The 14,422-nt window shown below is 42.2% G+C and carries 16 protein-coding genes and 1 pseudogene; 2 read left to right on the top strand and 15 right to left on the bottom strand.

What is annotated here, in order from left to right:
* Positions 1-224 precede the first annotated feature (224 nt).
* The 3 genes and pseudogenes from BCT34_RS22605 to BCT34_RS22595 all read right to left on the bottom strand — a co-directional run.
* Positions 225-554, bottom strand: a pseudogene (locus BCT34_RS22605) (metal-dependent hydrolase); the annotation flags it as partial.
* Positions 555-745: 191 nt separating this feature from the next.
* Complete coding sequence (locus BCT34_RS22600) at positions 746-1,132, bottom strand: hypothetical protein (RefSeq protein ID WP_241906880.1); 387 nt, start codon at positions 1,130-1,132, stop codon at positions 746-748.
* A gap of 195 nt (positions 1,133-1,327) precedes the next feature.
* Positions 1,328-2,137 carry a sulfite exporter TauE/SafE family protein gene (locus BCT34_RS22595; protein ID WP_076651516.1) on the bottom strand — a complete coding sequence of 270 codons (810 nt, stop codon included), beginning with the start codon at positions 2,135-2,137 and terminating at the stop codon, positions 1,328-1,330.
* Positions 2,138-2,477: 340 nt separating this feature from the next.
* On the opposite strand from BCT34_RS22595, the gene BCT34_RS22590 reads away from it, so the two are divergent.
* The gene (locus tag BCT34_RS22590; protein WP_076651517.1) at positions 2,478-3,455 is read left to right on the top strand and encodes a DUF1852 domain-containing protein; all 978 of its coding nucleotides are present in this window, start codon (positions 2,478-2,480) and stop codon (positions 3,453-3,455) included.
* A gap of 69 nt (positions 3,456-3,524) precedes the next feature.
* On the top strand, positions 3,525-4,553 hold the full coding sequence (locus tag BCT34_RS22585; protein WP_076651518.1) for a methionine synthase: 1,029 nt from the start codon (positions 3,525-3,527) through the stop codon (positions 4,551-4,553).
* 98 nt (positions 4,554-4,651) lie between these two features.
* Here BCT34_RS22585 and BCT34_RS22580 read toward each other — a convergent pair whose 3' ends face one another.
* The 12 genes from BCT34_RS22580 to BCT34_RS24525 all read right to left on the bottom strand — a co-directional run.
* Positions 4,652-5,134, bottom strand: coding sequence for a tetratricopeptide repeat protein (locus BCT34_RS22580; protein ID WP_076651519.1), 483 nt, complete (start codon positions 5,132-5,134; stop codon positions 4,652-4,654).
* A gap of 27 nt (positions 5,135-5,161) precedes the next feature.
* Complete coding sequence (gene cyaB, locus BCT34_RS22575; protein WP_076651520.1) at positions 5,162-5,713, bottom strand: class IV adenylate cyclase; 552 nt, start codon at positions 5,711-5,713, stop codon at positions 5,162-5,164.
* An 89-nt stretch (positions 5,714-5,802) separates the two neighbouring features.
* On the bottom strand, positions 5,803-6,195 hold the full coding sequence (locus BCT34_RS22570; RefSeq protein ID WP_076651521.1) for a hypothetical protein: 393 nt from the start codon (positions 6,193-6,195) through the stop codon (positions 5,803-5,805).
* A complete protein-coding gene (locus tag BCT34_RS22565) occupies positions 6,188-6,637 on the bottom strand; it encodes a GNAT family N-acetyltransferase (protein ID WP_076651522.1) in 450 nt (149 codons plus the stop codon). The genes BCT34_RS22570 and BCT34_RS22565 overlap by 8 nt, the downstream gene beginning before the upstream one ends.
* A gap of 69 nt (positions 6,638-6,706) precedes the next feature.
* Complete coding sequence (locus BCT34_RS22560; protein WP_076651523.1) at positions 6,707-7,207, bottom strand: hypothetical protein; 501 nt, start codon at positions 7,205-7,207, stop codon at positions 6,707-6,709.
* A gap of 61 nt (positions 7,208-7,268) precedes the next feature.
* The gene (locus BCT34_RS22555; protein WP_076651524.1) at positions 7,269-7,709 is read right to left on the bottom strand and encodes a hypothetical protein; all 441 of its coding nucleotides are present in this window, start codon (positions 7,707-7,709) and stop codon (positions 7,269-7,271) included.
* A 198-nt stretch (positions 7,710-7,907) separates the two neighbouring features.
* Complete coding sequence (locus BCT34_RS22550; RefSeq protein WP_076651525.1) at positions 7,908-8,408, bottom strand: opioid growth factor receptor-related protein; 501 nt, start codon at positions 8,406-8,408, stop codon at positions 7,908-7,910.
* A gap of 479 nt (positions 8,409-8,887) precedes the next feature.
* The gene (locus BCT34_RS22540) at positions 8,888-9,361 is read right to left on the bottom strand and encodes a response regulator (protein ID WP_017070648.1); all 474 of its coding nucleotides are present in this window, start codon (positions 9,359-9,361) and stop codon (positions 8,888-8,890) included.
* On the bottom strand, positions 9,348-10,703 hold the full coding sequence (locus BCT34_RS22535; protein ID WP_076651526.1) for an ATP-binding protein: 1,356 nt from the start codon (positions 10,701-10,703) through the stop codon (positions 9,348-9,350). The genes BCT34_RS22540 and BCT34_RS22535 overlap by 14 nt, the downstream gene beginning before the upstream one ends.
* 6 nt (positions 10,704-10,709) lie before the next feature.
* Positions 10,710-12,128, bottom strand: a complete 1,419-nt coding sequence (locus tag BCT34_RS22530; protein ID WP_076651527.1) for an SLC13 family permease — start codon at positions 12,126-12,128, stop codon at positions 10,710-10,712.
* A 349-nt stretch (positions 12,129-12,477) separates the two neighbouring features.
* The gene (locus tag BCT34_RS22525; protein WP_076651528.1) at positions 12,478-13,368 is read right to left on the bottom strand and encodes a hypothetical protein; all 891 of its coding nucleotides are present in this window, start codon (positions 13,366-13,368) and stop codon (positions 12,478-12,480) included.
* Between the two features lie 150 nt (positions 13,369-13,518).
* The coding region (locus BCT34_RS24525; RefSeq protein WP_165690287.1) for a hypothetical protein at positions 13,519-14,422 on the bottom strand (904 nt) is incomplete at its 5' end.

The raw sequence follows: 14,422 nt of genomic DNA, 5'->3' as shown, positions 1-14,422 counted from the left end.
CTTCGCAGTTGAATTCGGGCTAACAGAAAATTTATCATCGCTATTTATATCAATGTCTATTTTCTAACAGTCTGTGCTATAGCATCTGCTCAATAACAAAAAAAACTGTTAGTAGGGAATCTTTGTATCTAAAATTTGACTTTGTATCCCTCCACTATTGCTAGACGGTAACTATCACTCATTTACCTAACAACCTAACAGAAAATCAGTCAGTATTTTGATTTGGTACAAGCGTCTAACAGTGCATGAGTGCCATAACCCAGAGCGCAAAACAGCCAACTTTGTTTGAAAGAAAGCCCACGCCTTTTTGCAATGAGATGATGCAGAACCAAAGCACAGATCAAACTGCCAATGGGGATAAAGAAGAGTGAATGGGTAAATTGTCGATGGAACTCCAATGCCAACAAAGGGTCACTCTGAGACTTAATCAGTGCATCTAAATCTGGCGCCAAGCCGGAGAGCAGCCCTAATACCCCAGCAACAACTAAATGTTGTTTTTTACTTGCCGATTGTGACAAAGAAGCGCCTAACACGCCCTGCGTTAACGGGTCCATAAATCACTCACTTTTAGCATTGCCTTGATAAGAACAAGTACATTTAGCTATAGCAGTGAATCCGGTTAAACAACAAGATTTTGTCAACATACTCATAGACATAATCGTATAAATGTAGACTGACAAACAAAAAAGAGCAGCCTGATGACTGCTCCTATTAGGATCTCATTACTCGTATCTAATCAATGTGATTATGTCGTCTTACTCAACAATAGCTCCCAATCAGATAGCTCAACCTGCCCTTTGCGTATATTCACCTTGTGGTAACCTTTTTCGGTTAAGGATTTCACTTCAATAAAAGAATGACCAAACAAAGACTTTTTAACCACTAGGTTCGCCTTGATACCATGTAAATACACACTCCCATCGTCTAAAGACAAATGGCTTTTCGTGAGCCTTGAGGCAACCATGTAAACCACAGTCATGAGGGTAATTGAGGTGATGAAAGGGAAAAGCTGTAATTCAGTTTGATAAAAGAAACTGATCATCAGAGATACGATGGTATAGGTTATCGCCATTGATAGAACCACGTTCCATTGTGGTCCATTACTTTTAAATGAGATTTCCCGTGCCATCATAAATTCCTTTTACGTGAGTGCTTGAGCACATTTGAGACATTTATAAAACGGGATAAGCTTATTATGAGTAGTGATGCATTAAAAGGGATGAATTCCGCTATTTAAAGGCTTCGATCTCAATTAGACACTTACGTGGTGTTTCGCACCTAAATGTCTAATTAAGCAATCAACCGAATGGTCATGAACTGTTTGAAATTAACGAGCCACCATACTTGCTGCGATGATAACCAGCAGTACTGAGAAGATTTTCTTAATCGTTGGAACCGGCAAATGGTTGGTTGCCTTTGCGCCCAACGGAGCAGTAAACCAAGATGTGCACACGATACCCAGCAGCGCAGGCAGATAAACAAAGCCTGCAAAGCCGTCTGTTAGCGCGAAGTGGCTGCTGCCTGAAGTGATGTAGCCGATAGAGCCAAACAACGCGATGACAATGCCACAAGCCGAGGCACACCCGATCGCCTTTTTCATATCGACCGAAAAGAACGTTAATAACGGAACCAACAACGCACCGCCACCAATCCCGATCATGGCAGACAAACCACCCGTAATGGTTGTCAGCACAGTCAGCACGCCTTTATTCGGCAGTTTTCGTTCCTTAGGTGCATCACTTTTGCTACTCAAGAACATCTTAATCGCAATCAGAACAACACTCACAGCAAACACAATACGTACAACTTTTTCTGGCAACAGAGCCGCCATAAAGCCACTTACCAGTGCACCTAGCGCAACACCCAACATGATCCAAGGCGCCAAGTCCCAAGGCACGTTACCATTCTTGTGGTGAGCAAGTGCTGAAGAAGTGGAAGTGAACAATATTGATGCTAACGAGGTTGCAATCGCAGCGACAACAACTTGGTCAGACGGTAGAACTTCTAAATAAAGTAAAATGCTGCTTAATACGGGAACAATGATCAGCCCCCCGCCAATACCTAGCAAACCGGCTAGAAACCCAACACCACTGCCCAGTAACGCACAGTAGAAAATCAACAACAACAATTCACTCATTTCATCCATCTCTTATTAAATTAATCATCTTAAATAACACACTATTAATGTGGTTATATTTCCATCAAGCTAGTTAATATAACTGACACCGACTTGAATATTCAAACATATAGATCATGAATATTCCTCATGGTGAATGTGAAGTAATACCATTGTTAATGGCCACCCTATCCACGTATAAAACCTTAAGCAATTAACTTTATACGAAATTAATTCTACTAAGCACTAATTTCAGACAGCATAGCCTTCTATTCTTAATCCGGTCACAAGCAAAAAATAAAGTCAGTTTTAATACTAAAGACCGAGAGAATCAGAAAACAAATTGGGATACCAAATCAACATGAATAAAGAATTTAATTTTACGATTAAGAGCATTAGCCTCGACGAAAACTACCAACCTGCAGACAGCACGCGTATTACAACCAACTTTGCAAACTTGGCTCGTGGCGACAGTCGTCAAGCGAACTTACGTAACGCGTTACAGATGATCGACAATAGTTTCAATGCCTTAGCACATTGGGATAACCCAAAGGGTGACCGCTACTCTGTAGAGCTTGAAATTGTTTCTGTTGATATGGACATCGAAAGCAACGGCGAGGCATTCCCTTCAATTGAAGTGTTGAAAACCAATATTGTAGACCGTAAAACTAACGAGCGTATTGAAGGTATTATCGGGAATAACTTCTCTTCTTATGTTCGTGATTATGATTTCAGCGTATTACTTTTAGATCATAATAAAGGCCAAGATAAATTCAGTATTCCTGCCGATTTTGGTGATTTACATGGCAAGCTGTTTAAGTATTTCGTTAACTCTGAAGCTTACAAAAAGAACTTTAATAAACTACCTGTTATTTGCTTAAGTGTGTCAGATAATAAAACCTATTACCGTACTGAAAACCAACATCCAGTATTAGGCTTTGAATACCAACCTAACGAGTCGTCTTTAACTGAACAATATTTTAAGAAGATGGGATTACAAGTTCGTTATTTCATGCCGCCAAACAGCGTTGCACCTTTGGCTTTCTATTTCTTCGGTGATCTGCTGAACGATTATTCTAACCTAGAGCTTATCAGCACCATCAGTACCATGGGTACTTTCCAGAAGATCTACCGCCCTGAGATCTACAACGCGAACGCTGTTGCAGGTAACTGCTACCAGCCAAATTTGAAAAACTTGGATCACTCACTGACTCAAATCGTGTATGACCGAGAAGAACGAAGCAAGCTAGCGGTTGAACAAGGTAAATTCGCAGAAGAAAACTTCATTAAGCCATACCAATCGGTACTAGAAAACTGGTCTGCTAACTACGCGCAGTAATCGAGCTATTTTACGCGCATTAGGAAACGTACGATCCACTTTGGGAATCTAAGGACAGGCAGAATTATTATGAAAACACTATTACCGACTTCAACAGCAGGCAGCTTGCCGAAACCGTCTTGGCTTGCACAGCCTGAGACACTTTGGTCTCCGTGGAAGCTGCAAGGTGATGAACTTACTGACGGCAAACACGATGCACTGCGTGTTTCTCTGCACGAGCAGCAACAAGCAGGCATTGATATTGTGAGTGACGGCGAACAAACACGTCAGCACTTTGTAACCACCTTCATTGAGCACTTGAATGGCGTTGATTTTGAAAAGCGTGAAACCGTTAAAATCCGCGATCGTTATGATGCAAGCGTGCCGACTGTTGTAGGCCCAGTTTCTCGTCAGAAATCGGTGTTTGTTGAAGATGCGAAATTCTTACGTCAGCAAACTGACCAACCGATCAAATGGGCTCTGCCGGGGCCTATGACCATGATTGATACACTTTACGATGCGCATTACCAAAGCCGTGAAAAACTGGCGTGGGAATTTGCAAAGATCCTCAACGAAGAAGCCAAAGAACTTGAAGCTGCAGGCGTGGATATTATTCAGTTCGATGAGCCTGCATTTAACGTGTTCTTTGATGAAGTGAATGATTGGGGTATCGCTTGTTTGGAAAGAGCCATTGAAGGGCTTAAATGCGAAACCGCAGTACATATTTGCTATGGCTACGGCATCAAAGCAAACACAGATTGGAAAAAGACATTAGGCACGGAATGGCGCCAATATGAAGAAGTCTTCCCTAAGCTGCAGCAATCTAATATCGATATCATCTCACTAGAGTGTCACAACTCTCATGTACCACTTGAACTGCTTGAGCTTGTTCGCGGTAAAAAAGTGATGGTTGGCGCTATTGATGTTGCGACAGACTCTATTGAAACACCGGAAGAAGTGGCCAGCACTCTAAGAGAAACGCTTAAGTATGTTGATGCAGACAAGCTCTACCCTTGCACCAACTGCGGTATGGCTCCCCTACCACGCGACATTGCCTCAGCTAAGCTGAATGCACTCAGCGCTGGCGCAGAGATCGTTCGTAATGAGCTTTCAGCGTAACGGCTGATCTGAAGAGAAAAGTTAAATCTTGAAGCCTAAGTATCGAATGATGCTTAGGCTTTTCTCGTATTAAGTGAGGCGTACTACTCACAGGCTGTTTACCAAGTTTTATCCAAGTCTTGAGCATATAAGGAGATCGCTCGTTGATACTCCTTAATCGCATCGCTGTTGGTCGTAGAAACCAACAGCTCAAGTAATAGAGACGTCGCCTCTTTATGGCGACCTAAATTATACAGACACATCGCGTAGAAAGGCTGAACTTCAAGGGATTCAGGATACTCTGTCATCGTCTGTTCGAAATAGCTAAAAGCCTCTGCATAAAGACCTAGGCTTCGATAAGTACTCGCCAAACCGAAAAGCGCATCAAAGCGTTCTATAGAAGTAAGTTCGCCCAAGAGGGACAGCAAATAATGCTCGATAGCCTGCTGTTCTTTTCCTTGATTGTCGTAAGACCAAGCTATCTGCAAGTGCGCTTTCGCAGCATATTTTTCATCATCGAGCAGTGTCGCTAACAAGTCTCGTGACTCTTGATACTTGGCCTCTTTTCGCAATTCGATGGCTTGTTTGATAATGGTATCCATAACTCTCCCTGACACTTAAGCGCTGTGTTATGCGTTCATTTCTTCGAACATCTGCTTGTAAGACTGAGTTTGTAGTGCTGATTGAGTCAGCCCAAATCGACTGGCTAATAACTCCAACTCATCTTTATAAACCGATAACTTAGACTCATCGTCCGTCATGATAGCGAACTCTGCAAAAACACCGATACCCTTTAGTGAGTCGACAGTAATATGAAATTCGCCCACGAAGTAGATACTGCGTGTCTTCTGTGCTTTTAGAATCACTTCGTAACCCAAGTTCTCAAGCATACTCTTGGCATTCGACGCATCGGTGATGTTTGTCGCTTCACATCGGTCAGACTCTGGGCCTTTTACAATCCATAACTTAATGCCCGACGGTTCCATTGTGCGAATACATAAACTCTTGTTTTGAGCTTGTAAGCTTCTGTCTGGGCTATCGAAATACCAATCGCACTCAAGGTTATCTTGGAGCATCACTTCATGGGGAATAAGACTCAATGTCTTCAAGAATTCTGATTTAGAATCGAGGCTATACTTAAGCTCTACTTCGTATCTACCCTGGAAATGGTCGTTAGTCATACACTAGCTCGGTGCAAAAAAAGGGATACTAGCACACCCACAGAGCCTGAAATACAAACTGGCGCACAACATAAACTAAAGAAGTGGGACTATGCACGACAAGCTAATACACGCTGCCATTCATCTTGGTTCATTGCCCCTTTCGGAAGGTAGATGTTGCGTTTTTGCATCGCACCTTTCGTGTAGGAAAGCTTAATAACAGACCCGATACCAAAAGGAAGAATATTTCCCTGTAACTTGATATCGCAAGCGTAACCATCGAAACAAACATGGTTGTTCGATATTTCAAAAGAGCGATTGCGGAACTGCCACCATAGCGTGACGACTTTTAATAGCGCAACAGCACTGAACATCAAACCAATAGTAGGTAGTGATTGAGGGTTACCATCAAATAACCAATAAATATACACTAATAAGAACGCAGCGAGTGCGAACTCAAGCAGAGTATATTTAACAAAATTTAATCGGATACGGCTAACCATGATGCCTTCCTTGTATTGAATCTAAACGTAGCTCCATTTCAACCAAGCCTTTAACCTCGGAAAGTTTGGTGAAGCCTTTTGATTGATAAAGCTTAATAGCGGGATTCTCACTGAACACACGCAACACTAACTGATTCGATGCTTGATTGTTCGCATGTTCGATCACTAAATCTAAACACTTAGCACCAAAGCCTCGGCCTTGATGTTCAGCTAATATCTGAAAGTCTCTGAGAAACGTAGTATCACTGGTATAGCTGAATCGAATAACTCCAATACGGTTACCACCGACATAGACTTCATAGTTATCCAGCTCATCCCAGCTTCGTAAAAACTGACTATGACCCCAAACGATGCCACGAGCCTGATAGTAACTCGCCATATTCGTTTTGGTGATTAGCTCAGCGAATTGAGGATCTGAACCTTTGACCAGCTTTACTTCCATATTGCGTCCTTTGTTTTCAAATCACACCGGAATACGACATAGGTAAATGCCACATATGTTGAATCGTTTTTAGGTACATTCTGGTTTCAGCTCCTCCCATTGGGTATCCCATTCTTCGCCTAACAAATTAGAAAGCTTTTCACAGTCGTATAGATAGCGAAGACTCTCCTTACAGTACGCAGTAAGTATCTCCGTTAACTGACCAGACGCTTTCTCATTGTCTTTGAGTTTTCTAAACATCATCAAACCAGTCCTAAAGGTATCCTGATCGAGGTCAGACGCTTGCTTCGATAACATCCCAAAGGAAATAGCGTTCATAGACAGGGTTAATGCAATCGCATCGCCTTCATCTCCCTCTAATTCACAAGCACTATAACGAGCTAATAAGTTCGATGCTTTTATTAATGGGGCAACATCTTTTGTATTGGCATATTTATAGGTTTCAAATCCTTGTTGTACGACAACCTTGTGACTGTCTTGGATGCTCTCAACATAATCGGTCAACACATGTAAACTCGCATATGCGCCTAATCCGAAAGCCACAATAAATACGGCGATTAATCTGATCACTTATCTCTCCTAAAAGAACCTTGTGCTGGTTAATTTTATACGGCGCCTTGTGCTAACAACCCTACTTACCATCGACCTTTTCTATAAACCAAGTTCCTTGGCATGGGCCATTGGTTAAGTACCACCGGCCCTCAAACCTATTGCTACTGCCATGTGCGGAAAAGCGATAATCCCATTGGCGATGTTTGGCATATAGACGTAAGTCACCGCTTTCTGTCACCCAACCTTCTAATGGTGTTCCGTTGTAGGTAAGCCTTAGCGTGGCCTTACCCTCACGAATGGATCCGGTGATGGTTGTTCGTTCACACATATTATTGCCAGTGGTGTTAATGCGACGGCCTAGCCACTCACCGTCGAATTCGGTAGATGGCATAAATTGGGGACTATCAGGAAGTTTAGGGAACGACTCGGAATTATTAGACCCGAACCACAGAAGCTCACGACCAACGAGGAAGAAGACAACAAAGCCGATTGATATCGCTATCACAAAACCCTTCTTCACGAGCCTCTTCCCTAATCCGCTGACCTTAAGGAAAGAACCCTAACATAATGAAAAGTAATAACTTACCATCAATTTAATTAATTTTGATATATTCCACAAATTGCATTCAAATGTTGAATGTAGAGAAAGCGGCATCCTACGAAAATGCCGCACATTGGGAATCAATTATGTACAGCGCCGAAAGCTCTGCACAAAAAACTAACCTTCCAAGGCATTGCGCCAATACTGAACGGTTTTCTCCGACACCGAGCCTGTTTCGCTCGCCGCTGATACTAGAAAGTCACATAAGCGAGTTGCGACCTCTTCATTACCTAACAAGTATAAACTGCGAATGGCTCGCGTTAGCCTTAGCTGGTTATGGTCATGATTCTTTAGCCATACATGGTTCGCTGGGCTAAGTGGCAACGATGAAGATATTTCACTCCCTTTCCGCTGCATACCCCAAAACTCAAGCATCAGATCAAGCACTTGTAGATGAGCTGTGCGGAGCGCTTCTGAACTTACAAAAAGTACCCTATCTTCTTGAGTAACCAACGGTGCATGTTGATTAAACTTAGTCCCCTCATCGATTGGGAAGAATACTTGAATGTACTTATGGTCATGCTCCAACCAAAAATGATTGTAAGCCAATAACTGTTCTATATTTCGACCAAAATTATCTGGCGCTTCACCAGAGATAAAGCGAGCAATCTCACTCATTTTAAAATCCTACTGACTATAAACCCCCACTTATGGGCAAATGCATTATTACGCAGTAATCAGTGAAAAGCCTAGTCCTTTACGTTGTAAGTCCCCATCTGACTTCCGGCTCACTTTTCGAATAAACGACACTGATACTCTGCGACATATTTTTGCTCAGCTGTATGCTCAGGGATTCGTTCATGAAGAGAACACAATGCATCCGCTGGCGTTGCTTGGAGGCAGGCGCGGCACTCATGCGGTTTATAAAGATATGCATTAACTTCATTTTCGTTGGCGTGGCGTATGAGTTTTAGACTTAAGCCAGCAACCAGTGTGTTAATAACTGAATACTTAACCTGAACGACTAAAAGAGATAGGTAATATAGGCACCGAAAGATTACATCTTTCAAAGACAAAATCCTTCGGAAAGCGTCCTTCGGTGCATACAATTTTAAGCGACTGACATAAATGACGAGCGTAAGTCGCTAACATAGAGACTAGCGTAAGCGTCTCAACACAACCTGCTGGTCGAGCTCATTCTGATAGTCTGTGTAATCAAGCCCTTGATCAAATATGTACTCAGTGACAAGAGTACGAATACACTCAACTAATGTGCTTGCTTGCCAAGGCTTTTCAAAGTAACGGTCGATGCCTGCTGCATTAATCGCATTGATGGTATCAGTATGAGTGGCCTGCCCCGTAAGAAGGATTTTCTTTGTATTCGGAAAGCGGCTGTCATGGAACACTTCAGTGAGTAACTCCACACCCGTTTTCCCTGGCATCACATGATCAGACACGATGACGGTAATGTGTTCGCCTTCTGCGTCAAGTTCATCAATGAGATCAAGCACTTCTTGCGCTGATTCACAATCTTCAATATTCAGCCAACTCGCCAGCGGCTCTAGATCTTGTATCACTGCGCTCAGTACTTCTCTCTGGTCATCGACACAGATTAAATTAAGCTTCTCCATGTTCACCCTCTATTGGTAACTTGATTCTAAATACAGTTTTAGAAGCATCACTTTTCACAATGATACTTCCGCCATAACCTGCCACAATCCGCTTAACTACTGATAAACCCAAGCCCAGTCCAAACGATAAACCACCTTTTTTAGTGGTGAAGTTGGGCTGAAATACCTTTCTACGAGTCGCCTCGTCTATCTCAGGGCCGTTATTCGCGATCGTAACTAATATCCTTTTCTTACTTAATCTGGTTTGAATCTCTATTGCGGCATCGTCTGAATTCGACATTGCATCACAAGCATTCTTTACAATGTTGACCCAAATCTGAACGAGTTCTGTTTTCGAGCCTTTAAAAGACGGTAAATCCGCAGGGCTCAATCGCACAGACACTCTACGTAACTCACTTTGTAACAACGATAAGGCATGGTTAATAGAGTCGTTAATATCAACCGCTTCTTCGGTGTCAATATCAACTCTGCCAAGTTGTTTAACCGATTTTACAATGCCTACAGTGTGTCTAGATGCCAATCGTAAATCATGTAAATCACAGCCCATCTGCCAAAAGCGAATCGCTTGTTCTGGGTTTTTCAGCCAATGCTTTGAAATAACGTCTGTTGCCGATAAAGCGTCAATTGGAATCGCCTTTGCAAGAGAGCGAGCAATGTTTTTGTCTAAACCATATTTTCTTTCAAATTGTCGCCCACGTGTTCGTGCTTCTGACGACGACGTTTTCTGACCATGCATTAACCCAAAATCGAAAAATTGACTGGCTTCTGGATGCACTTCTTCAAGTAGTTCCATTATGACCGTTTCAAGTCGGCCAGATTTACTATTTACTACACCAATAGCGTTGTTAAGCTCATGGGCAATCCCTGCAGCCAATTGACCCAAGGTCGTCATTTGCTCAGCAGTATGTAACTTCTCTAGCGCTTTTTGCTTCGCGATCGCTTCCTGTGTTGCGCGGCGTTGACGACGCGACAACTCATTGACAATCACAGGTGTGAACTGTGCGGTAAGAGGACCAAATTTACGTTCATCTTCTGCAGGCGTGTCTTTATCGATCCACGCTAACTCAACATCGGTTTTGGCAACAACCGTTGAAGATGCTGTCCAATTACCAGAAAAGAAGCTATGAACGCCTATAAAAGCCCCACTACCTGCGCTAAATACTCGCACTTGCGGTGTATTCGCATCGGTATAAAACCCTTCCAGTTCTCCACTAAATACATAATATAAACGAGTGTTTAACGCTGATTGCTCAATAATGGTGTTACCGGCACAGCACGTCACCCGACGTTCTGTGTGATTAAAATAGCGATCGATAAGTGCTTCTAGCTTTTGTTGATACACGTATCGTTATCCTATGTGACCAATTGAATGTAGCACCCACACCATAGCAAAACTCAGTAGCACACCAACCACACCCAAAATAATACCGATTCTGGCCATTTGATTACTTTGCACATGACCCGTGGCATGAGCCAACGCATTCGGTGGCGTACTGATTGGTAGCGACATACCTAATGAAGCGGCAAAAGTCACAACCAGAATTAACGTTAACTCACCGCCTAGTGGCGTGAGTGAAGCCATAGACGAACCTAATGCCGCCATAATTGGCATTAACAAGTTAGCCGTTGCGGTATGAGACATAAAGTTTGCCATTACCAAACACAAGAACGCCGCTCCGAACAACACCACATAGGGTGAGTAAGCATCAAACGGAATACTGTGTACCACCAGCTTTGCTAAGCCAGTTTTATCGAGCGCTAAACCAAGCGCAATACCACCTGATACAAGCCACAATACGTCCCAAGAAATTTTCTTCAGGTCTTCTTTATTGATGATCCCAGTAAGAGAGAACACAGCCACAGGAATCAGAGCTACGGTATAAGAGTTCATGCCGTGGCTTGAACCCATTAACCAAAGAATGATGGTCAGCGCAAAAGTGACGTACACCGCAATGGCTTTGGGTGTTTTAAGGAATTTACCTTTAATACTTAGTTCGATTTTCTTTTGGTCAGCTTTGTACATAAAGCCGATTAAAAACCACGCTAACGCCATCATAATAACGACAAACGGCACACCAAATGCCATCCATTCGCCGAACGTAATGAGGTTATCGCCAACTAAATATTTAAGTGCGATAGCGTTCGGAGGGGTACCGATTGGGGTACCAATACCACCGATGTTAGCGGCAACAGGGATACAAAGCGCAAACGCTACACGACCGGGGTCTTTCGGGCCAAACACAGCCAGTACAGGCGTTAAAATAGATAGCATCATTGCCGTTGTTGCCGTGTTAGACATAAACATCGAAAAAATACCCGTGATCAACATTAAGCCGAGCATTACAAACTTTGGGTCTTGTCCAAATGGCTTCAACAACACGCGAGCTAAGTTTACGTCTAATCGATATTTAGTGGCAGCCATCGCTAAAAAGAAACCACCTAAAAACAGCATGATGATTGGGCTAGCGAATGTCGCCATAATATCGCTGTATTTTAACAGCTCACCAAAATGCTCTTCCCCATGCTCAAACCTTAAAAAGATCAGCCCTTTATCCGACAACATCAATAACTGCAGAACGATAATAACAACAGACGTCGCGTAGATCGGGATAGGCTCGAACACCCAGCACAATGCCGCTAATAAAAAGATCGCGATAACGCGTTGTTGAATAATCGTAAGGCCTTCAAATGGAAACGCTGATAGCGGCATTACGAGGATAATGAAAGGAATTAAAATAGGGATAATGTATTTAATATAGGGGCGCATAGCACAAAAACTCTTCCTGAGATAACAACTACTTAGAAATTAGACTTACAGTTCTAATTTAGATCCGACAACGAATTATCGAACTCTTATCACTATCTCACTATCGGCTAGATCAATGATTACGTGATCACGATATCCCCTTTCTCGATTCTGTGCGCTACCTCTATGTTTGTATGTCATTTATTGTTGCAATTAAATTCAGGAGAGTGTTTTCTACGTTTCTAGTCATGTCCATAAATTAAGAGCCACTTCTGATAAAAGCGCAGCACAATCTCATTGGGTTAAGTATGCCTTAAGCTTGTCGTATCAACTAAGAACCCCACCAAACGGGGTAGCTCTATCTCTAAATTTACTGTTCTAACAAACGACACTGATACTCTGCGACACATTTTAGCTCTGCTGTATGTTCAGGGAATCGTTCGTGAAGAAAACACAATGCGTCCGCTAGGGTTATCTGGTGTAGATTCGACGTATATCCAAAAACCAATCGGTGCACATTGTCATAGAGCTCATCTGAATTATCTGAGCTTTGACACTGCGCCAAGATAGCTTGATCAATCTCATCGTCTGGCTCTTCCAAAGGGCAATTGGCCTGTCGATAGAGATTAGAAAGCATGGCGTCATATTGCTCTTTCGACAGATCTTCCTTGCAACGCAATATCCACGTAAGCGTAATGAGGTTGTGCCCAAAGAAACCAAACTGTTTTAGGCATGCTTGTAATACCTTATCGAGCTCTACGACTTCGCTTGTGTCAGTGCTTCGGTCACCGTCAGAACTTGTCGATGTGACAAATTCAGTGAAGCGGTTAAGGAATGCGGGAACTTGAGACGGCTCTAACTCACGGTAAACACGATTCAACGCCAATAAGATAGTCACATTGTGGGAAAGGTATTCGCTTGTTTGAGAAGTCTGTGAAACGTAATGCGAGAAGATATCTTGAAAGCCCTTATTCTCATGCCACTGCATTAAAGCAGCATACGCCGCTGGGTATACCCCATTATCCAATATCCTGTGAATACGAAAATCCGTAAACTTTGGCGCCTGCACCGTTGTAGAGTACTCACCTAAAACTTCAATCTCAGTTTGGTCTATCAGCTCACTCGTTTTAAGCCACACATTGTCTGATTTGGCGAAATAAGCATTCAGATAATTCGCAGCCAAATAGGCTTTTAAAGAATGGGGTTGGTGGATGCTGGCACTGCTATAAAGTGCCTTTTCCAATAGTTGGTCGCTTGTCATGTTTCCTCCTTGAAACTAAGACAGAATAGGTTTGGTTGTTATGTGACTAGTATTCTTTAAAAGGCAAATCAGGCATGAGTAACGCGACCACTAAACTCAACCATACCACTTTAAACAATGAATCCAAAGATGGAACAAAAATACCAAGCGTTATGAATCACCTCTAAATGCTTTGTTAGATTGTTGGCCTTTAAGCATCTTATTAATGTCTAAACCTATACCAGCAACATTAGGCTGGATTAGTAAATATCTATTTAGTATTTTGAGCATGTCTAATAAATACTGCTTTTTTGAATACTTTCCTGTTACTAATAGATCGTTCAGTTCACAAATTAATTTTAGTCTACGCTGTTCAAAAACAGGTTCAGCGCAAGCTATTGACCTAAGCAACTCTAAACTAGACTGAATACCCACTTTACTTTCGAACTTCGTTGCCGCATAAGAATAGTTGACAGCAAAGTCGAAAAACTCGGACTTATTTAAGGATGAAGAATCAACTGAATCCAAGACTTCTAAGGCTTGTTTATCTGATTTGTCGGCCATACAAAGTGCTACGAAGACTTTGATTACTTCTTTTTCAGAAATTTCATATGCACGCTGATAGAATTTTATTGCTTCATCAAATTTAGCCAAATGAAACAGGCAACCAGCTATTCCACAACAAACCTCTGATGCTCCAATATCCGTCAAGTGTTCACACAATAAAATCTCTTCAAACTTCTCAGATGCTAATTTTTTTAAATTTCCGTTTTGACTTAAATCACCACGTAGACTTAGGCACCTTGCATAAATCAACTTGCTATACAATGAGTCACATTCATCCTCTGTATACTGATCCATTGCATCCGAGACCAATTTCAAGGCTGTTTCCTCATCACACACGTATAAATAACTTATAGCTATTGCAATACGATATTGAAGTATGTGTCCTTTATCTTCTAGAAGGGATATTAAGTGTTCATATAGACTTACCCTTTTCATTAGGGGTAACTGTTCACTCTTAAAATGGAGGTAAACTTGGATAATTTGAGGATCATGATCTGCTCCAGTTAGA

It is taken from the genome of Vibrio sp. 10N.261.45.E2, from assembly GCF_002875705.1.
Classification (GTDB): domain Bacteria; phylum Pseudomonadota; class Gammaproteobacteria; order Enterobacterales; family Vibrionaceae; genus Vibrio.
This window is presented reverse-complemented; position numbering and strand designations above follow the sequence as displayed.